Origin of the sequence: Roseateles sp. NT4 (genome assembly GCF_051857475.1) — a bacterium.
In the GTDB taxonomy this organism is placed as follows: Bacteria; Pseudomonadota; Gammaproteobacteria; order Burkholderiales; family Burkholderiaceae_C; genus Pelomonas.
This window is the reverse complement of record NZ_JBPZGZ010000002.1, coordinates 1-20,024: the sequence shown is the minus strand read 5'-3', so window position 1 is coordinate 20,024 and position 20,024 is coordinate 1. Positions and strand designations below refer to the sequence as shown.

Annotated in this window: 14 protein-coding genes; 11 read left to right on the top strand and 3 right to left on the bottom strand. The window is 69.3% G+C overall.

Annotated features, from left to right (window positions below):
• Positions 1–18 precede the first annotated feature (18 nt).
• Together ACS5PN_RS09575 and ACS5PN_RS09570 are read left to right on the top strand one after the other, a co-directional pair.
• The gene (locus tag ACS5PN_RS09575) at positions 19–1,866 is read left to right on the top strand and encodes a potassium transporter Kup (protein WP_439465551.1); all 1,848 of its coding nucleotides are present in this window, start codon (positions 19–21) and stop codon (positions 1,864–1,866) included.
• Positions 1,863–3,182: an APC family permease gene (locus ACS5PN_RS09570; RefSeq protein WP_439463725.1), complete on the top strand. Its 1,320-nt coding sequence runs from the start codon at positions 1,863–1,865 to the stop codon at positions 3,180–3,182. The genes ACS5PN_RS09575 and ACS5PN_RS09570 overlap by 4 nt, the downstream gene beginning before the upstream one ends.
• Here the strand turns inward: ACS5PN_RS09570 and ACS5PN_RS09565 are convergent.
• Complete coding sequence (locus ACS5PN_RS09565) at positions 3,179–3,952, bottom strand: class II glutamine amidotransferase (protein ID WP_439463724.1); 774 nt, start codon at positions 3,950–3,952, stop codon at positions 3,179–3,181. The two genes, ACS5PN_RS09570 and ACS5PN_RS09565, sit on opposite strands and share 4 nt — an antisense overlap.
• A 43-nt stretch (positions 3,953–3,995) precedes the next feature.
• Between ACS5PN_RS09565 and ACS5PN_RS09560 the strand changes: the two genes are divergently transcribed.
• The 4 genes from ACS5PN_RS09560 (at position 3,996) to ACS5PN_RS09545 (ending at position 8,987) form a co-directional block, all read left to right on the top strand.
• Positions 3,996–5,183 (top strand): benzoate/H(+) symporter BenE family transporter, encoded by a 1,188-nt coding sequence (locus tag ACS5PN_RS09560; protein ID WP_439463723.1) that lies wholly within the window; start codon positions 3,996–3,998, stop codon positions 5,181–5,183.
• Positions 5,184–5,339: 156 nt separating this feature from the next.
• A complete protein-coding gene (locus tag ACS5PN_RS09555) occupies positions 5,340–6,296 on the top strand; it encodes a DUF535 family protein (protein WP_439463722.1) in 957 nt (318 codons plus the stop codon).
• Positions 6,297–6,345: 49 nt separating this feature from the next.
• Positions 6,346–7,293: a glutathione synthase gene (gene gshB / locus ACS5PN_RS09550; RefSeq protein ID WP_439463721.1), complete on the top strand. Its 948-nt coding sequence runs from the start codon at positions 6,346–6,348 to the stop codon at positions 7,291–7,293.
• Positions 7,290–8,987 carry a DUF885 domain-containing protein gene (locus ACS5PN_RS09545; RefSeq protein WP_439463720.1) on the top strand — a complete coding sequence of 566 codons (1,698 nt, stop codon included), beginning with the start codon at positions 7,290–7,292 and terminating at the stop codon, positions 8,985–8,987. Before gshB ends, ACS5PN_RS09545 begins: the two co-directional genes overlap by 4 nt.
• A 298-nt stretch (positions 8,988–9,285) precedes the next feature.
• Here the strand turns inward: ACS5PN_RS09545 and ACS5PN_RS09540 are convergent, their stop codons facing one another.
• Together ACS5PN_RS09540 and ACS5PN_RS09535 are read right to left on the bottom strand one after the other, a co-directional pair.
• Positions 9,286–11,199 (bottom strand): hypothetical protein, encoded by a 1,914-nt coding sequence (locus ACS5PN_RS09540; RefSeq protein ID WP_439463719.1) that lies wholly within the window; start codon positions 11,197–11,199, stop codon positions 9,286–9,288.
• Positions 11,200–11,232: 33 nt separating this feature from the next.
• Positions 11,233–12,447 (bottom strand): flavin-dependent oxidoreductase, encoded by a 1,215-nt coding sequence (locus tag ACS5PN_RS09535; protein WP_439463718.1) that lies wholly within the window; start codon positions 12,445–12,447, stop codon positions 11,233–11,235.
• A gap of 54 nt (positions 12,448–12,501) precedes the next feature.
• Between ACS5PN_RS09535 and ACS5PN_RS09530 the strand changes: the two genes are divergently transcribed.
• The 5 genes from ACS5PN_RS09530 to ACS5PN_RS09510 are packed head-to-tail and all read left to right on the top strand — an operon-like array spanning position 12,502 to position 19,663.
• Positions 12,502–13,035, top strand: a complete 534-nt coding sequence (locus ACS5PN_RS09530) for a MarR family winged helix-turn-helix transcriptional regulator (protein ID WP_439463717.1) — start codon at positions 12,502–12,504, stop codon at positions 13,033–13,035.
• On the top strand, positions 13,032–13,994 hold the full coding sequence (locus ACS5PN_RS09525) for a Bug family tripartite tricarboxylate transporter substrate binding protein (protein WP_439463716.1): 963 nt from the start codon (positions 13,032–13,034) through the stop codon (positions 13,992–13,994). The genes ACS5PN_RS09530 and ACS5PN_RS09525 overlap by 4 nt, the downstream gene beginning before the upstream one ends.
• A 31-nt stretch (positions 13,995–14,025) precedes the next feature.
• The gene (locus ACS5PN_RS09520) at positions 14,026–16,434 is read left to right on the top strand and encodes a tetratricopeptide repeat protein (RefSeq protein ID WP_439463715.1); all 2,409 of its coding nucleotides are present in this window, start codon (positions 14,026–14,028) and stop codon (positions 16,432–16,434) included.
• Positions 16,431–18,560, top strand: coding sequence for an FUSC family protein (locus tag ACS5PN_RS09515; protein WP_439463714.1), 2,130 nt, complete (start codon positions 16,431–16,433; stop codon positions 18,558–18,560). Before ACS5PN_RS09520 ends, ACS5PN_RS09515 begins: the two co-directional genes overlap by 4 nt.
• A gap of 2 nt (positions 18,561–18,562) precedes the next feature.
• The gene (locus tag ACS5PN_RS09510; protein WP_439465550.1) at positions 18,563–19,663 is read left to right on the top strand and encodes an S-(hydroxymethyl)glutathione dehydrogenase/class III alcohol dehydrogenase; all 1,101 of its coding nucleotides are present in this window, start codon (positions 18,563–18,565) and stop codon (positions 19,661–19,663) included.
• Positions 19,664–20,024 lie beyond the last annotated feature (361 nt).

Below are 20,024 nucleotides of genomic sequence, written 5' to 3'. Positions count from 1 at the left end.
GCCCGCAGCCCCTCGGCGATGGCGGGTCTGACCCTCGGGGCTCTCGGAGTGGTCTATGGCGACATCGGCACCAGCCCGCTGTACGCCCTCAAGGAAGTCTTCCATGGTGGCCATGTCGCCACCACGCCGGACAACATCCTCGGTGTGCTGTCCCTGCTGTTCTGGACACTGACCATCGTCGTTTCCGTCAAGTACGTGCTGCTCATCCTGCGCGCGGACAACAACGGCGAAGGCGGCCTCATCGCCATGCTGGCCCTGGCCACCAATGCCGTGAACGACAAGCCGCCGCTGCGCCGCACCCTGCTGCTGGTGGGCCTGTTCGGCACCGCCATCTTCTTCGGCGACGCCGTCATCACGCCGGCCATGACGGTGCTGGGCGCCGTCGAGGGCATCGATGTCTACGAGCCGCAATTCCACGACGCCATCCTGCCGATCACGCTGATCGTCATGGTGGGCCTGTTCGCCGTGCAGCGCTTCGGCACCGGCGGCATCGGCAAGGCCTTCGGGCCGGTCATGCTGACCTGGTTCGCCGTGCTGACGGCCCTGGGCCTGCCGCATATCTTCGACAACCCGCATGTGCTGGCGGCCGTCAACCCGCTGTATGCGCTGAAGTTTTGCCTGGAATACCGCTGGGTCGCCTTCGTGGCGCTGGGCGCCGTCGTGCTGGTCGTGACCGGCGGCGAGGCGCTGTACGCCGACCTCGGCCACTTCGGCAAGAAGCCCATCCGCATCGCCTGGTATGGCGTCGTCATGCCGGCCCTGGTCATCAACTACTTCGGCCAGGGCGCCATGCTGCTGGACAACCCGGCCGGCGTGCAGAACCCCTTCTTCCTGCTCGCACCGGGCTGGGCCGAGATCCCGCTGTTCCTGCTCGCCACCGCGGCCGCCATCGTCGCGTCGCAGGCCCTGATCACGGCGGCCTTCTCGGTCACCAAGCAGGCCATCCAGCTCGGCATCCTGCCGCGGCTGCGCGTGCTGCACACGAGCGTGCGCGACACCGGCCAGATCTACGTGCCTTTCATCAACTGGGGCCTGTTCGCCCTGGTCGTCGTCGCCGTCGTCTTCTTCGGCTCGTCCACCAAGCTGGCCGGGGCCTACGGCGTGGCCGTCACCATCGACATGACGATCACGACGGTGATGACCTTCTTCGTCATCCGCTACGGCTGGAAGTACCCGCTGGCCCTGTGCATCGCAGCCACCGGCATCTTCTTCCTCATCGACGTGACTTTCCTGGCCTCCAACCTGCTGAAGATCGCGGCCGGCGGCTGGTTCCCGCTGCTGATCGGCATCGGCATGTTCACGCTGATGCTGACCTGGAAGCAGGGCCGCAAGCAGCTGTCCGACAAGCTGCGCGAGGACGCCATCGAGCTCGACACCTTCCTCGAGGCCGTCTTCATCAACCCGCCGACCCGCGTCGCCGGCACGGCGGTCTTCCTGTCGTCGGAGAAGGGCTCCACGCCCAACGCGCTGCTGCACAACCTCAAGCACAACAAGGTGCTGCACGAGCAGAACGTCTTCGTCACCGTCAAGCACCATGAGGTGCCGTGGGTTGGCTTCGAGAAGCGCTGCGAGGTCGAGGCCCTGGGCCATTGCTGCTGGCAGGTGGCCCTGCACTTCGGCTTCAAGAACGAGCCTGATGTGCCCGAGGCCCTGGCCCTGCTGAAGAAGCACGGCGTGCAGCTGGACGACATGGAGACCAGCTACTTCCTGAGCCGCGACATCGTCATCCCGACCATCGGCTCGGGCATGGCCCTGTGGCGCGAGAAGCTGTTCGCCAGCATGCACCGCAATGCGGCCGCGGCGGCCGACTTCCTGCACCTGCCGACCAACCGCATCGTCGAACTCGGTAGCAAGGTCGAGATTTGAATCTGGCCACGCCGGAGCGCCGCCTGGGTGCCCGGCACGCCGCCGCCCTGTGCGTCGGCATGGTCGTTGGCGCCGGCATCTTCAAGACCTCGCCCATGGTGGCGCAGTCCCTGCCCGAGGCCGGCCAGCTCTACCTGGCCTGGGCCCTGGGCGGTCTGCTGTCCTTTGTCGGCGCGCTGTGCTTTGCCGAGCTGGCCGCAGCCTTCCCCGATGCCGGCGGCGACTATCACTTCCTGAGCCGCGCCTATGGCCGGCGCCTGGGCTTTCTGTTCGCCTGGTCGCGCTTCGCCGTCATCCACACCGGGTCGATGGCCCTGCTCGGCTTCGTCTTTGGCGACTATCTGTCGCAGGTCGTGGACCTCAGCCCCTGGCTGGGCACGCATGCGAGTGCGCTGCTGGCCGCGGCGCTGATCGTGGGCCTGACGGGGTTGAACCTGCTCGGTGTGCGCGTGGGCCTGGGCACGCAGCTGGGCCTGACGACGCTGGTGATCGTGGGCCTGCTGTTGCTCGGCCTCGCGGCCGGCGCTCAACACGTCACTGGACACCCGCCCGCCACGCAAGGCGCCGCAACGACAACGGCCGATTGGGGCACGGCCATGGTCTTCGTCTTCCTGGCCTATGGCGGCTGGAGCGACGCAGCCACGCTGTCGGCCGAGATGCGCGACGACAAGCGCGGCATCGTCCGCGCGCTGTTGCTGGGACTGGGCGTTGTCATGGCCCTCTATCTGCTCGCCAACTGGGCTTATGTGCGTGTGCTGGGCCTGCCCGGCCTGGCCCGCAGCGAGGCGCCGGCGGCCGAACTGATGCGCGTCGCTTTCGGGCGCGGCGCCGAGCTGCTGATGGTGGGCGTGGTGACGCTGACGGCCCTGTCGGTCATGAACGCCATCCTCATCGCCGGCCCGCGCACCACCTACGCGGCCGCGCGCGACCTCGCTTCGGAATGGCGGCTGGCTCACTGGAACGCGCGCCGCGGCACGCCCAGCGCCGCCGTCGTCGCAACGGCCTTGGTGGCCCTGCTGCTGGTCGCCCTGGGCGACGCCACGCGCGGCGGCTTCTCGACCATGGTGGACTATCTGTCGCCGGTCTACTGGGCCTTCCTGGTGCTCAGCGGCGGCGCGCTGATCGTGCTGAGACGACGCGAGCCCGAGGCGCCGCGGCCCTTCCGTGTGCCCCTCTACCCCTGGCTGCCGCTGCTGTTCAGCGCCTGCAGCTGCTATCTGCTGTGGGCCAGCCTGGTCTATGTGAAAGCAGGAGCCCTCATCGGCGTGGCCGTGCTGGCGGCGGGCGGTTTGCTGCTGCTTTTGCTCAAACGCTAGCCGCCGCAGAACAGGCGCCGCTCGATGCGCCCGTCATGCACATGCACGAGCTCGCCCTTGGCCAGCGGCTGCCAGGCCTCGGCGTCGTCACCCAAGGGTTCAGAAGCAATCGCCCAGCCGCCCGGCTGGGGCTTCAAGTAGAGGCTGGGCGGCTTGTCGTCGCTGGCCCAGCGCACGGCCCAGAGCTGTTCGCCGTCGGCCAGGGCCGCCGAGAAGCGCAGCGGCGTGGTGATGCCGCGCACCTCCATCTCGTCTACCGTGTCCAGCAGCACCTGGCGCGTCGCCGCCTCGACCGTCGCACCGGCCTTCACGCGGCCCATGATGAGGAGGAAGAGCAGCTCCGAATCCGTCGCACCGCGGCGCAGGTCGTAGAGCTCGTCGGACAGCTGGGCCTCCATGCCGCGGCGCAGGCGCGGGAAGTCGCCGATCTGGCCGTTGTGGATGAAGAGATAGCGGCCGAGGTGGAAGGGGTGGCAGTTCAGCCGCGACACGCCGCCGCCGGTGGCCGCCCGCACATGGGCCATGAAGAGGTGGGAGCGCACATTGGCGCACAGGGCCAGCAGGTTCTCGTCGCTCCAGGCCGGCATCACCTCGCGGTAGACGCCCGGCGTGTCGCGCTCGCCATACCAGCCGATGCCGAAGCCGTCGCCATTGGTCACCGACTTGGCCTGTTCGGCCTGCAGGCTCTGGCGCACCAGCGAATGGCGCGGCTTGCAGACCAGGTCTTCCAGATAGATCGCGTCGCCCGAGTAGGCCAGGAACCGGCACATCCGTGTGCACTTCCATCATTGAGGTGGCGGCTATGCTGGCTGCATGCGCCGTTTGCTGCAAGATTTTTCGCCGTCCACTGTTGTTGCGGGCTTCGTCGCCGTGCTGGTGGGCTACACCAGCTCGGTGGCCATCATCTTCCAGGCCACGGTCGCCCTCGGTGCCACGCAGGCCCAGACGGCCTCCTGGCTGTGGGCCCTGGGCCTGGGCATGGGCCTCACCAGCCTGGCCTTGAGCCTGTGGACGCGACAGCCCATCCTGACGGCCTGGTCCACGCCCGGCGCGGCCCTGCTGGCCTCGACCTCGGGCGTCGAGATGCCCGAGGCCATCGGCGCCTTCATCATCTGCGGCCTGTTGATCGCCTGGTCCGGCGCCAGCGGCTGGTTCGAGAAGCTGATGGATCGCATCCCCGTGGCCATCGCCTCGGCCCTGCTGGCCGGCGTGCTGGCCCGTTTCGGCCTCGACGCGGTGACCAGCGCCAAGACAGCACCCGAGATGGTGCTGGCCATGGCGGGCGCCTATCTGCTGGGGCGGCGCCTGTGGCCGCGCTATGCCGTGCCGGGCGTCCTCATCGTCGGCGTCGCCGTGGCCTTGGCCCAGGGGCGGTTGAGCTTCCTCGGCATCGACACCCACCAGATCTTCGTGCTGCCGGTCTGGACGGCGCCGGCCTTCAACTGGCATGCCGCCATTGGCGTGGCCCTGCCGCTCTTCATCGTCACCATGGCTTCGCAGAACCTGCCCGGCGTAGCGGCCCAGCGCGCCAGCGGCTACCAGACACCGGTATCGGCCTCCATCGCCGTGACCGGCGCGGCGACGACGTTGCTGGCGCCCTTCGGCGGCTATGCCTTCAACCTGGCCGCCATCACGGCCGCCATCTGCATGGGCCGTGAGGCGCATGAAGACCCGGCGCGCCGCTACACGGCCTCCATCGCCGCGGGCCTGTTCTATGTCCTCGTCGGTCTGGCGGGCGGCGCCGTCGCCATGCTGCTGGCGGCCTTTCCGCGCGAACTCGTCGCGGCCATTGCCGGCCTGGCCCTGCTGGGCACCATTGCCGGCGCTCTGGCCACGTCGCTGAAGGACGAGGCTCATCGGGATGCGGCCATCCTGACCTTTCTGGTCTGCCTGTCCGGCATCAGTCTTTTCGGCGTCGGTGCGGCCTTCTGGGGCGTCGTCGCCGGCGGTATCGCTACCGTGGTGGCGAGCTGGCGGCGCGGGGCGCCGCGGTCTCCCTGAGCGCGGGCATAACGTCACGCTGCGGGACATCCCGACCCGCGTTCAAGGGTGTGGCACCGCTTTCATGACCTCGATCTGTCGATAATCTTGCGCGAAGCTGTCGATCCGAGGTGGGTCGGCGCATTGCCCGAGACCACCGGCCGATCCGGGAGCGCCTTGAATCCTTCCACCGCGTCAGACGACTGCTCCAGCCTCCCGCCGCCCAGTGGACTGCAACTGCTGGGCCGCATTGCCGGCCATGCCTGGCAGCAGACCCGTGTGGAAGGGCCGGCCGATGGCCTGCGCGTGCTGCTGGGCGCCGGCCGCATGCTGGGCGAGCGTGAGCAACTGGCCGAACTGCTGGCCATCCCCGCCTTTGCCGCCCTGATGGACGTCCAGCCGCGTGCGGATGCCTTCTTCTTCATCAGCCACCGGCACTTCCTGTCGAGCGGCTTCGAGACCGCGCAGCGCATCGCCTGCGTGCTCGAACATTTCCGGTTCGAGCAGGCGCATTTCGCGCCCGCGCTGCTGCCCCTGCTGCATGGCGAAGGCCTGAGGCTGTGGCAGCACGAGATGGGCGTGGAGATCCGGCTGCGTGCCAACGCCGCCACCCGCCATGAAGGGCCGCTCAGCCTGGTGCTGCTGGGCAGCGGCGAGACCCTGCACGAGCTGTCCTTTGCCTGGGTGGATGCGACCCATTTCGGCGCAGATGCCGGTCAGGGCCCGGTGCTGTTCGCCACGCGCAACCAGTCCCTGCATTCCGATGCACCTGGCCTGGCGCGCTTTCGGACCGACTTTCCACAGAACTCGCCGGCCTATTTCGCCCTGGCGGCCCTCAGCGGCCTGGCCACGGCGCTGCAGCAGCCGCGCATCGTCGGCGTGCGCGATGCCTGCCAGATCGCCTACGAGCCCTGCCATGCCGCCGGCTTCAAGCGCTCCTATGACGACTTCTGGCTCAGCTTCGGCGGGCAGCCCCTGGGGCCGCATGGCTTCGAGATGCCGGTGCCCGCGGCCGTGGCGCCGCTGGAGCAGCTCAAGGCCAGGCACCGCGCCCGCGCACGCCAGCGGCGCGAGCACTGGCGCCGCATCGCCGAGGCCGCCCAGGCCGCGCTGAGCCCCTACCTGAAGGTCTGAGGGCCGCGCTGTGCAACACTGGCCGGCGCTGATCTGACAGGCCCGACCCATGAAGCTGCTTTTCGTTGCCGACCCTCTCGACACCTTCAAGACCTACAAGGACTCCACCTTCGCGATGATGCGTGAGGCCGCTCGGCGCGGCCACAGCCTCATCGCCTGCGAAGTCGGCCAGCTCGTCTGGCTGCGCGGCGGCCGCGTGACGGCGCGCGGCGCCCAACACATCACGCTGACCGGTGACGCTCACGACTGGTTCAGGGTCGAAGCCACGACCGATGTGGCCCTGGCCGATGTCGACGCCGTGCTGATGCGCAAGGACCCGCCGTTTGACAGCGAGTTCTTCTACGCCACCCACCTGCTCAGCCAGGCCGAGCGCGAGGGCGCCAAGGTCTTCAACCGTGCCAGTGCGCTGCGCGAACATCCCGAGAAACTCGCCATCCTCGAGTTTCCGCAGTTCATTTCGCCGACCCTGGTCACGCGTGACCCGGCCGAGATCCGCGCCTTCCACGCCGAGCAGCGCGACATCATCCTCAAGCCGCTGGACGGCATGGGCGGCATGGGCATCTTCCGCGTCAAGGACGACGGGCTCAACCTCGGCAGCATCATCGAGACGCTGAACAAGGACGGCACCCAGACCGTCATGGTGCAGCGCTTCATCCCGGCCATCGCCGAGGGCGACAAGCGCATCCTCATCATCGGCGGCAAGCCGGTGCCCCACTGCCTGGCGCGCATCCCGCAGGGTGGTGAAGTGCGCGGCAACCTGGCGGCCGGCGGCAAGGGCGTGGCCCGCCCTCTGACCGCGCGGGACCGTGAGATCGCCGAATACCTCGGCCCCATCCTCGCCGCGCGCGGCCTGCTGTTGGTGGGCCTGGACGTCATCGGCGAGAACGTCACGGAAATCAATGTGACCAGCCCGACCTGCTTCCAGGAGATCACGGATCAGAGCGGGTTCGACGTCGCCAAGATGTTCATCGATGCACTGGAAGAGTCCCTGGCATGAAACGTAGAGAATTCGCCGCCCTTGGCCTCAGCGCCTTCGCACTGCCGGCCTTCGCCCAGGACGCCGGCTTCGGCAAGCTGACCGAGAAATTCCTCGAGGCGCTGTGGCGCCAGGACCCCGATGCCGCCATCGCCGCCGGCCGCTTCGAGTTCGCATCGCAAGTCACGCTGCCGAGCAATGCGCAGCGCGAGCGCATGCGGGGCTTCCTGAAGCAGTGGCAGGCCGAGTTCGAGCGCCAGCCCGAGGCGGCGCTGAGCACCAGCCAGCGCATGGACCGCACCATGCTCATCGCCAAGCTGCAGAGCGATCTCTGGCGGCTCGATACGCTGCGCGAGTGGTCGTGGAACCCGGCCGAGCACAACCCGGCGGCGCCGCTGGACCTGCTGCTCAACACCGACTACGCCGCGCTACCGCAGCGCCTGCAGGCCCTGAAGCCGCGCATCGCGGCCCTGCCGGCGTTCTACCGCGCCGCGCGCCTCAGCCTGGACGGCGTCACGCGCGAGCACACCGAGCTGGCCATCCAGCAGGCACCGGGCGTCATCGGCGTGCTGGACGACATTGCCAAGCGCGCGGCCGAGGCCGGCCAGGCATCCGCCTTCAGACCGGCGCTGGCCGCGGCGCGCGCTGCCGTCGAAACCTATGTGGCCCATCTGAAGGGCCTGCTGCCCACGGCGCGTCGCAGCTTCCGCCTCGGCGCCGAGCTCTACGAGCCCAAGTTCGGCCATGACATCCAGTCGGCCCGCACGGCCAAGGAAACCTATGAGCTGGCCCAGGCGCGCCGCGAGGAGGTGCTGGCCAGCATGCAGACCCAGGCCGCCGCGCTGTGGCCGACGGTCATCGGCAGCGAGGCCCCGCCCGCCGACCGCTTCGCGCTGATCGGCCGCGTCATCGCCAAGCTCAGCGAAAGGCATGTGGCGCGCGAACGCTTCGTCGACGAGATCCGTGCCCAGATTCCGCAGCTCGAAGCCTGGGTGCGCGATCACGACCTGTTGAGCCAAGACGCCAGCAAGCCCCTGGCCGTGCGCGAGACGCCCGAATACCAGCGCGGCGTGGCGGGTGCCAGCATCGAGGCGCCCGGCGCCTACCGGCCGCAGGACCGCACCTACTACAACGTCACGCCGCTGGACGACCTGACGCCCGAGCAGGCCGAGAGCAGCCTGCGCGAATACAACCACTGGATCCTGCAGATCCTCAACATCCACGAGGCCATCCCGGGCCACTACACCCAGCTCGTGCATGCCAACCGCGCACCGAGCAAGGTCAAGGCCCTGTTCGGCAACGGCGCCATGGTCGAGGGCTGGGCTGTCTACGGCGAGCGCATGATGATCGAGAGCGGCTACGGCGCCTCGCCCGAGATGACGCTGATGTGGGGCAAATGGCATCTGCGCTCGGTCACCAACACCGTGCTGGACTACAGCGTGCACGTGCTCGGCATGAACGAAGCCGATGCCGTGGACCTGCTGACGCGCCAGGCCTTCCAGACCGAACGCGAAGCCAAGGAAAAATGGCGCCGCGTGCAGCTGACGTCGGTGCAGCTGACCAGCTATTTCAGCGGCTACAGCGAGATCTTTGCGCTGCGGGAAGCGCTGAAGGCCAAGTCAGGTGCGGGCTTCAACCTGAAGGCTTTCCACGAGCAGTTCCTGAGCTATGGCAATGCGCCGGTCAGGCTGATTGCGGCGGAGATGCTGCGCTAAGTTGGTGACGATTCGATCGTGACCGCGCCCGAGGCAGAACCGTCGGTCTGTCCGACCTGCGGTCATCAATTGCTGATCACAGAAAAGAACCAGCGGTGCCCGCGCTGCCTGACGGCCGTCGAAATGGGAAGACTCGCGGATGGCACAGCGCCGGTTGCTTCCGAGCCATCACAGAGCAGCGGCTGCATGGCCGCCGTGCTTGCGCTTTTGTGTTTGGGCGGCTTGCTGTTGTACGGACTCCTGTCCTCTATCTGCTTCATTTGCAAATAGGTGGGGCGCTTGCGTGCTGTCGCCAGGATCAAAGCCTGAACCGGTCATGCACCCGCGGCGCCGTCGCCGCGGCATCGTCATTGCGCCAGACCGGCCCCGGCGTCGATGAGCGCCGCCAGCGCCTTGGCACGCGGTCGATGGCGATGAACCAGGCCATCAGCCCGCCGTCCGGTGCCACGCGAAAACGCAGGAATCCCTTGTGGTCCTGCCCGTCCAGGGCCGAGTAGGCGTTGTTGGTCAGCAGGCCCAGCCGGCACATCAGGGCGAGGTAGCCGCCGAACAGCGCCGAGCCCAGCACGGCGCCGCCGATGAAGACGCCCGTGCCCACCAGCAGCGAATGCAGGATCAGCGGCAGTGACTGGTCGCGGTTGCCCAGGCCGCCCCACAGGCTGACGGCCTGGTGCATGAAGAACTCCAGGCTGAACACGGCCACGACGTGGACGAGGGCGTGCACGGCGCCCATGCCCCAGGTGACGGCCCAGCGCGAGGCCGCGCTCTCGTCGGGCGACAGCTCGTCCACGGCCTCGCGGCCCATGGCCATGCAGGCGAAGGCCATCAGCCCATTGATCAGAAAGCCGAGCGGGCTGAACACCATGGCCTTGAGCCACAGGGCCAGCACGTCCAGGTATTCGCCCGGCGCATAGGCCCACAGCGGCTGGAAACCATCGGCCTTGAACGACCAGGAGAAGGGGCTGGAGTTCAGGTAGGCGTTGAACCAGTACAGCGCGCCCAGCAGCAGCGCGAAACCGAAGTTGCCATTGCCGCCGTGCAGCCGCGGCAGGAAGGCGAAGAGGTTGTGCCAGGCGCGACCTCGCGATGCCTGGGCGGCCGGGTAGACGGTGGCCTCCTGGCGTTCGAAGCGCTGGCCCTTGGCGCGCCGGCCCGTCAGCCCGACCTTCAGCGCCGGCGTCTCGCTGCGCGGCTCGGGCGGGATGCAGTCCTCGGTGTCGAAGGCCTGCAGGCGCACGGGTCGCGTCGTCGTCTTGGTGTGGGTCGGGTGGGTGAAGGCGCCGCCGCAGCCGCAGGTGACCAGGCGGCCATCGCGCGCCAGATCCTCGGAGTCCCAGCGCATGTAGTGATGCAGGTCGCCGGCCAGCCGCAGCCGGATGCGGCCGCGCAGCAGGCCCTCCAGGCGCTGGTAGCGCTTGGGGTGGCTCTCGTCGGCACCGTCGCCGATGGGCCGGGTCCAGTAGGGCTCGGGATAGATCAGGATGACCTTGTCTTCGGGGCCGATCGCGGCCGGCTTGCCATGGCCGCCGATGGCCAGGGTTTCGAACTGCTCGTACTGGTCGCGGTCGATGTCGTGGGTCAGCGCGAAGTCCAGGGCCAGCACCCACCAGCCGCCGGGCAGCCTGACGCAGAAATAGGACTGGCGCTGCGGGATGTCGGCGCCCAGCAGCGGTGCCGAGTCGTAGCCGCGCACGAAGTAGCGGCTGAAGGTGGAGGCCGAGTCCATCCAGTCGTGGTTCTGCGGTACGGCCGCCAGTGTCAGGCGCCGGCCGCGCACCATGGTGTCGGCGAAGTCGTTGCGGACGGCCTCGAACATCTCGACGAAGCGATAGCGGTAGTCCTCGGTGCTGGCGGCCGGGTAGGCGAGGTCGCCGCCGAAGAGCAGCAGTTGGCCTCTTGGGAGTGTCTGCAAGGCCTCGCCTTCGAGCTTCAGCTCGGGCGCGAGCGCCGCGCTTGCCACCGCATAGCTCGCATTGCCGCCATCGCCGGTGTCGGCGATGAAGTCGAACCAGAACTCGCCGTCGGCCTCAGGCTGGCTGCGGTCGATGACGACGAGGGGCAGGGACTGGCTCTCGCGGCCATCGCGGTTGCGCAACTGGTCCAGCGACGACAGCACCTGCTGGGCGGCCGTCCACAGCACGCCCGGTTGGTACCAGGCGACGGGGTAGCGGTCATGCGGGGGAACGGAGCGGCCGAGCTTGAGTTGGGGCATGGGCCGCGATGATCGTCGCGGGCCAGGGCTGGATCAAGTCGTGCGGACGCGGTGACCGGCGGCGGCCTTGTAGCGGTTGATCTCTGTGGCGACCTCGGCGGGGTCGATCACGTCTTCCAGCCGCGTGAAGCCCTCCGGCGCCAGCGCCTCGACGCGGTCCAGGATGGCGTCCAGCCCCTCGCGGCGGTTCATTTCGACGATGCGGGCACACAGCGGCCGGCGCTCGTCCTCGAACGCGGCCAAGGCCGTGCCGAGATCGGCGTGATTCGTCAGCGCGTCGGCCAGGGCCCGGGCGTCCATGATGGCCTGGGTCGCGCCGTTGCTGCCGATGGGATACATGGGATGCGCCGCATCGCCCAGCAGCGTGGTGGGGCCCAATTGCCAGCGCGGCAGCGGGTCGCGGTCCACCATGGGCCATTCCAGCATCTGCTCGGCGCGGGTGATCAGCGCGGGCACATCCAGCCAGTCGAAATGCCAGCCGCCGAAGGTGGGCAGCAGGTCGCCCAGCCTGCCGGCCCGGCTCCAGTCGGCGCGGTCGGGCGCGGTCAGGCCGGGCGTGGCTTCATGCACGCGACGGTCGGCAATCCAGTTGATGAGCTGCAGCCCGTCGGCGCGTGGCGCGCCAATCGGATAGACGACGAACTTGGCCTGGCTGTGGCCGGCCTGCACCATGGTCTTGCCGTCGAGGAAGGGTGGCGCCCACGAGGTGCCGCGCCACATCATGACGCCGCGCCAGCGGGGCGGGCCTTCGTCAGGCGCCAGGCGCTTGCGCAGGGCCGAATGGATGCCGTCGGCGCCGACGATGAGGTCGGCGGCCTGTTCGCGCGGGCCGTCGGCCGCTTCGATGAGGGCGACGTTGCCATCGCGCACGCCGACCACGCGCTGGCCGCTCAGCACAGTCACCTTGGCGCTCGCCTCGCGCCACAACCGCATCTGCAGCTCACCGCGGTGGATGCTGAACTGCGGATGGCTGTAGCCGCCCGCCAGGCCGCGCGGGTCGCGATGGATGGCCTGGCCATGCTTGTTGGCAAAGACCAGGGCCGAGGTCTCGACGGCCATCTCGCGCAGGGCCGGCAGCAGGCCCAGTCCGTCCAGCACGCCCACCGCATGGGGCAGCAGATTGATGCCGACGCCCAGCGGCTTGGGCTCTCGAACCGACTCCAGCACGGTCACCTCGTGGCCGCGCGCCTGCAGGGCCAGTGCTGCCGTCAGCCCGCCGATGCCGCCACCCGCGATGAGGATCTTCATGGTTTCAGGGTAAGCGAGATGGTTGCTCTATGCAACAAAAACTAAGCTGACCTTGTGACCAAGACCGACAGCCAAAGCGACATCACGCCCGAAGGCCTGATGCTGCCCGTGCCCGGCGTGGACTACGGTCCGCTGGAGGGCCTGCTGGGCTATGCGCTGCGCCGTGCGCAGAACGCGCTGTATCTGGACTTCTACCGGGCCACGGCCGAGTGGGACGTCAGCCCGCAACGCTTTGCCGCCCTGGTGCTGATCGCCCGCAACCCCGGCCTGCGCCAGGGCTTGCTGGGCCAGGCCATGGGCCTGCACCGCAGCGGCGCCTTGCGCCTGACCGACTGGCTGACCGCCCAGGGCTGGGCCGAGCGCCGCGACGCGCCGGACGACGCCCGTGCCTGGGGCCTTTACCTGACGCCCGCCGGCAAGCGCCGCCTCGTCAAGCTGGAGGCCGCCGTCGCCGGACACGATCGCGCCCTGGTCGCCGCCCTCGGCGACGCCGGCATCGCACTCAAGGCCGGGCTGGAGCGCCTGGCCTGGGTGGCCACCGCACAGACCACCGACCCCGACAACAAGCCCAGGAGACTCAAACCATGATGGACCGACGCCACCTCCTCGCCGCGCTTGCGGCTGTACCGTTTGCGGCCCGCGCCCAGGGCCAGCCGCCGCGCATCCTGGTCGGCTTCCCGGCCGGCGGCTCGGTGGACACCACGGCCCGCCGCTTCGCCGAATTCGGCCGCGGCAAGCTGGCCGAGACGGTGCTGGTCGAGCAGAAGGTCGGCGCCGGCGGCCGCATCGCCATCGCCGGGCTGAAGGACGCCGCGCCCGACGGCCAGACGCTGCTGATCAGCCCGTCGTCGATGTTCACCATCTACCCGCACGCCTACCGCAAGCTGGCCTACAACCCGGCGACCGACGTCATTCCCGTCGCGCCGCTGGCCCTGTCCACCTGCGGCTTTGGTGTCGGCCCCATGGTGCCGACCACGGTCAAGACCCTGGCCCAGCTGGCCGACTGGTTCAAGGCCAACCCCGACAAGGCGGCCTATGCCTCGCCGGCCGCCGGGGCCATGCCCCATTTCCTCGGCAACCAGTTCGAGCATGCGGCCGGCCTGAAGCTGACCCACGCGCCCTACCGTGGCGCCGCGCCCGGCATGCAGGACCTGATGGGCGGCCAGATCGCCTCGGGCTGCTTCTCCATCGGCGACTTTCTGCCGCACCTCGCCTCGGGCCGTGTGCGCCTGCTCGGCGTGACCGACAAGACGCGCTCGCGCTTTGCGCCGGACGTGCCGACCTTCGAGGAGCAGGGCTTCAAGGGCATCGTCGGCGTGGAGAGCTATGGCCTCTTCGTGCCGGCCAAGACGCCGCAGTCCGTGGTCGACAAGCTGGCCGACGTCGCCCGCAATGCCGTGCGCGAACCCGGTGTCATCGAGGCCCTGGGCAAGCTGGGCTTCGAGCCGCTGAGTCTGGCGCCGGCCGACTACGCCAAACGCCTGTCGGCCGAGCGGGATTACTGGGGACCGGTGGTCAAGGCTTCCGGCTTCTCGTCGGACGATTAGCATCGGCGCTCCACAAAATGGAGCTGCCTGAATGCCCTGGCGCCAACTGGCCCTCTCGCTGGCCGTCTGCCTGACCCTGAATGCCGCGCAGGCGGCGACCGACACGACCCGACTGCAGGCGCTGCTGACCGAGCAGCAATACGCCGCGGCGCGCACCGATCTCGATGCGCTGCTGCGTGCCAGGCAGCCCGATGCGGCCGAGCGCGATGTCATCTACCAATGGCTGTTCGCCCGCGACGATGGCGCGGCCATCGATCGCCGCACGCGCGGCGCGCTGACGGATGTCAAGGCCGAGGCCATCGACCTGCTGGCCGCCGGCCGCCTGGCCCTGGACCGGCGCGACTTCGAGCGCGCCAAGGCCTGCTTCGAGCGCGCCCTGGAAAAGGCCACGCGCCCGGTCGACAAGGCGCAAGCCCTGCGCGGCCTCGGCCAACGCCACTATCAGCTGCGCGAGTTCGACGCGTCGCTGCAGAAGCTGGAGCAGGGCTTGGCCGCGGAACGCACGGCCGATGGCCTCGCCGCCCTGGCCGACACGCTGATCCGCCTCGGCCGCACCGAGGATGCGATTGCCGCCGCCGAGGGCGCCGTCGCGCTGAACCGCCATCACGAAGCCGCCCACTACCTGCTCGGCAATGGCTATGTGCGCGAGAACTACAGCCAGCTCGCCGCCCGCCTCGGCGACGCGTTCCCGCCGCTGCTGGCGGAGGTGAGGCGCGCCTCCGATGCCTTCGAGAAGGGCGACTTCGACGCCGCCGTGCAGATCAGCCTCGCGGTGCTGCAACGCTGCCCTCAACTCGGCCGCGCCCATGCCATCGCGGCCCGGGCGCTGGAGTCGCAGCGCTTCCTGATCGACGTGCACCGGGCCGACTACGAGCGGCGCTTTGCCGCCTTGCCCATGCCCCGGGTGCCCGGCATCGAGCGCTATGTGCTGAACTGGAAGGCCCTGTCGCCGCGCCACCAGAAGCGCGTGGCCCTGTCCGTCGCACCCTGGAAGGCCTTCATCCCCGTGCTGGTGGAGGGCGGCGCCACCCACTTCATCAAGCCGATGTGGATGCGCCTGTCCGAGACACCCCAGGCCCATGCGCTGAAGGATGCCCGCATCGACTACGACTCGCGGCTCTGGGACGACGTGCGCGGCATGGGCGGACACTTCACCGTGACCGGCATCGAGGACGTCGAACGCAGCATCTTCGACCGCTACAACACCGTGCTGCACGAGCTGACCCACCAGGTCCACGGCGTGCTGACGGCCGACCAGGCGCGCGGCATCGAGACCCTGTACCAGCAGGCCAAGGCGCGCGAGGCCAAGACCCGCAACGGTTTTTTGTCGCGCTATGCCGGCGGCTCGGTCTGGGAGTACTTTGCCGAAGGCGCCAATGCCGAGGCCTCGCCCCGGCGCGACGCCTACGACGGCCGCGAGATCGTGCGCGAACGCCTCATCGCCATGGACCCGGCCCTGCGCGCCGCCATCCTGCGCTTCTACGCCCAGCGCGACACCAGCGCCAGCCTGCCCGTGGCCCTGGTCAATGCCGGCAACCAGAAGCTGGAGGACGGCAAGCTGGCCGAGGCCAGGCCGCTGTTCGCCCGTGCGCTGAAGCTCGCGCCGACCGACGAGCGCGCGCTGACGGCCCAGCTCAATGCCCTGGCCATCGAGGGAGATGGCGCCGCTGTGGGCGAACTGGCCACGCGTGCGCTGGCCGCCCATCCGCACAGTGGCGCGCTGCGCGCCGGTGTGGCCGACGCTCTCTGGCATGGCGGCCGTCCGCTGGCCAGCGAAGTGCTGCCCGGCCTGGCGCGCGACGTCGATGCGCTGAAGGGCGAGGACCGCTTCCGCGTCGATCTGGCCCTGGCCGACTACCACCGCCGCCTCGGGGATGTCGCGAAGGCGCAAGCCGCCTACCAGGCCGTGCTGGCCTACCAGGGCGACCAGCCCGAGGCGCTGTGGGGTCGCGCCGCCACGCTGGCCTTGAACAGCCAATGGGACGAGGCCTTCCAGCAATACGAGGCCGTGCTGCGCCTGCGCACCGGCCTCGTGCCGCTGCGCCGCGACTACGCGCTGGACCTGCTGCGCGCGGGCCGCGCCGACGCGGCGCGAGCGCAGATCAAGGAGGCGCTGATCCTCGATCCCAACGACCCCGACACGCTGGCACTGAAGGGCTGGCTGGCCCTGGTCGATGGCGACGCCGCGGCGGCGAGCCGTGACGCCGACCAGGCCCTGAAGCTCGGTCCCTGGAGCGATCTGGCCGTCATCGTGAAAGCCGCGGCATTGCAGGCCCAAGGCCAGGGTGATGCGGCGTCGGCGGCGCTTGCGCCGCTGAAGCAGCGCATCGCCGGCAACGCGCCGCCGCAATACGTCTACCGGCCCGAGAAGTCGGGCTGGTTCTCGGTGCATGAGCTGCCGGCCAGCGAGCGCCGCGTCATGGAGCTGCTGCTCAAGTGAAGTCTTTTCTCAAGCGCCTCGAAGCCGCCCACCTCAACGGGCTCAGCGTGGCGCTGGGCGTCGCGGCCACCCATCTCGTCGTCGGCGCGCTGTTCGGCGAGACGGCCGGGCTGGCGGCCGTCGGTGGGGCCGTCTGCGCCAGCCTGACGGACCTGCCCAACCCGCCGCAGCGTGTGTTGCCGCGCGTGCTGCCGGCCGCCTTTGCCGCGGCCCTGGTCACGGCGCTGGTGGGCTGGACCGATGGCTCGCTCGCGCTGACGGTCGGGTTGATCGCCATCGTCACTTTCCTGTCGCTGATGGCCCTGGCCTGGGGTCTGCGTGCCGGACCGCTGTCTTTTGCACCGGTGCTGGCCATGGTGTTCGCCATGGCCTGGGACCGCACCGCCGGCGCCACCTCGCCGCTGGAGCACGCGCTGTGGGTGGGCCTGGGCGGCTGCGTCTACGCGGGCTGGGCGCGCATGAGCGCCGTCGTGCTGCGCCACCGCCTGCGCCAGCTGGCTCTGGCCACGGCCCTGCGCGCCACCGAGAAGCGGCTGCGCTCGCGGGCCGAGCGCATTGCCGGCGCGGTGGGCGGAGCCGAGGCCCGCATCCGCGCCTCCATTGCCGACGATGTCGTGCTCGCCGATGCCCTGCAGGCCGCTCGAGACCAGGTCTTTGCCGCGCGCCGCTCGCCGCGCAGCCGCCGCCAGACCGACCTCGTGCTCGGCCTCATCGAGCTGCGCGACCTGCTGCTGGCCAGCCGCCTCGACACCGAGCTGCTGGGCCAGGACTTCCCGGGCCGCCAGTGGCGGGCCGCGCTGGCTGACACCTTGCGCCATCTGGCCGACGTGCTCGCCGCCCTCGCCAACACGGTGGCCAACGGCGCGCCCTTGCCCGAGGTTTCGGCCGAGGCCTGGCGCCAGCAGCTCGCGGCCCGCCTGGCCGATGTCAGCGCGCCGGCCGGCGACTCGCGCAACCATCTCGTGGCGGCGCTGCAGTCACGCGTCGGCCACATGCTGGACGACGTCAGCGCCATGGTGGCCCGGCAGGCCGCGGCAGACGATCCCGACAGCCCCTGGACGCCCGAGCGCCTGGCGCCTTTCGTGTCGCCCGAGGGCTGGCCGCTGGCGGCCCTCAAGCCCCACCTGAACCTGCAGTCCGGCGTCATGCGCCATGCGCTGCGCTCGGCCCTGGCCCTGTCGCTGGCCTACTGGCTGGGAGCCCTGCTGCCCTGGGCGGCCCATCCCTTCTGGCTGATGCTCAGCGTCGCCGTCGTGCTGCGCGGCAACCTCGAACAGACGCTGTCGCGCCGCAACGAACGCATCATCGGCACCGTACAGGGCTGCCTGCTGGTGCTGTTGCTGGCCCATGTGCACTGGACGCCGCTGCTGAGCCTGTGCTTCATCGCCGCGGTAGGCACGGCCCACGCCTATGTGAACCGCCGCTACCGCGTCGCCGCAACCGCCGCGACGCTGATGGCCCTGCTGCAGCCGCTGATGCTGGCCCCTGGCAGCTCACCCTTCGTCGTCGAGCGTCTGGCCGACACCTTCATCGGCGCCGGCCTGGCCTGGCTGTTCAGCTTCGTGCTGCCTTCGTGGGAGCGCGCCGCCACGCCGCGGCTGGGCGCGCAGCTGCGCGGTGCGCTGGCACGCCACGCCGGCAACATGCTGCAGTGGCAGCCCAGCGCCGACGCCCAGCTGGCCCAGCGCCTGTCGCGCCAGCAGGCTTACAGCGCGCTGGCGGCCCTCGCGGCCGCCGCACAACGCACCCGTGTCGAGCCCGAGAGCGTGCGCCTGCCCGAGGCCGAGATCGAATCGGCCCTGAGCCATGGCTACCGCCTGATGGCCCTGCTGGGCGCCGTGCAGCACCAGGTGCAGCGCCGCAGCGCGAAGCTGGATGCGGCCAAGGCCGAGACTGCCATGCCGCTGGCGCGCACCGCCTGTGTCGACATCCTCAAGGGCGAGCCCGCCACGGGCACCGACCCGGCCGAGATTCCCGATGGCGATGCCGGCGCCTGGCCCGAACATCTGGGCCAGCAGGACCTGACACCCTGGCTGCTGAGGCGCTTGCGCCTGTGCCGCCATGAAGCGCGCGAACTCGTCGCCGCACTGAATCAACTTCAACCCTCTGCAGGAGAAGCCTCATGAGCATCCAGACCCGAGCCGCCGTTGCCTGGAAGGCCGGCCAGCCGCTGACCATCGAGACCCTGGATCTGGAAGGGCCGAAAGACGGTGAGGTGCTGGTGGAGGTCAAGGCCACCGGCATCTGCCACACCGATGACTTCACGCTGTCGGGGGCCGACCCCGAAGGCCTGTTCCCGGCCGTGCTGGGCCACGAGGGCGCGGGCGTCGTGCTCGAGAGCAAGGTGCCCTGGCTGAAGGCAGGCGACCATGTCATTCCCCTGTACACGCCGGAATGCCGGGAGTGCAAGTTCTGCCTGAGCCGCAAGACCAATCTCTGCCAGGCGATCCGCTCGACCCAGGGCAAGGGGCTGATGCCCAACGGCACCTCGCGCTTCTCGCTGAACGGCGAGCCCATCTTCCACTACATGGGCACCAGCACCTTCGCCAATCACATCGTCGTGCCCGGCATCGCGCTGGCCAAGATCCGGCCCGACGCGCCCTTCGACAAGGTCTGCTACATCGGCTGCGGCGTGACGACGGGCGTGGGCGCCGTGCTGTTCACGGCCAAGGTGGAGGCTGGGGCCAATGTGGTGGTGTTCGGCCTGGGCGGCATTGGGCTCAACGTCATCCAGGGCGCCAAGATGGTGGGCGCGAACAAGATCATCGGTGTGGACATCAACCCGGCGCGCGAAGCGATGGCGCGGCAGTTCGGCATGACCGACTTCGTGAATCCCAAGGACGTGCCGAATGTCGTCGACCACCTGGTGCAGCTGACCGATGGCGGCGCCGACTACTCGTTCGAGTGCGTCGGCAATGTGCAACTGATGCGCCAGGCGCTGGAATGCACCCACAAGGGCTGGGGGCGCAGCATCATCATTGGCGTGGCGCCGGCTGGGGCGGAGATTGCGACAAGGCCGTTCCAGCTGGTGACGGGGCGCAAGTGGGAAGGGTCGGCGTTTGGCGGTGCCCGCGGCCGCACCGATGTGCCGAAGATCGTCGATTGGTATATGGATGGCAAGGTGCGGATCGATGAGCTGATCACGCACAAGTTGCCGTTGGAGCGCATCAATGAAGGGTTTGAGTTGATGCGGCGGGGGGAGTCGATTCGGTCGGTTGTTGAGTTCTGATAGGTTGCTTTTGCGTAGCGTGTGTCTGCTCGTTGCATTGCCGGGAGTCCGTCCCGGCGGCCGGGTAACTTTCTTCTGCGGGGCCAGAAGAAAGTCACCAAAGAAGAGGCCCTGAGTTCACACCAGCACCACGGGCCTTCGCTGCGCATGACAAAAGCCGCTTGTTGAGCGGGAAGAAGCGACCCGCTGCGCTCTCGCTGCTGACCCTATCGCCAGCACCAATCACCGCACCAGCGGGCCGATGAACGCGCGGCTGCACGCCGGGCTCACGAGAAATGCCAAATGCAGCGTCGCTCGGGCGACGCGGCTGTTCGGTATTTCCTGATGAGCCCGGCGTGCAGCCGGCGTTAACGGTGGTGAA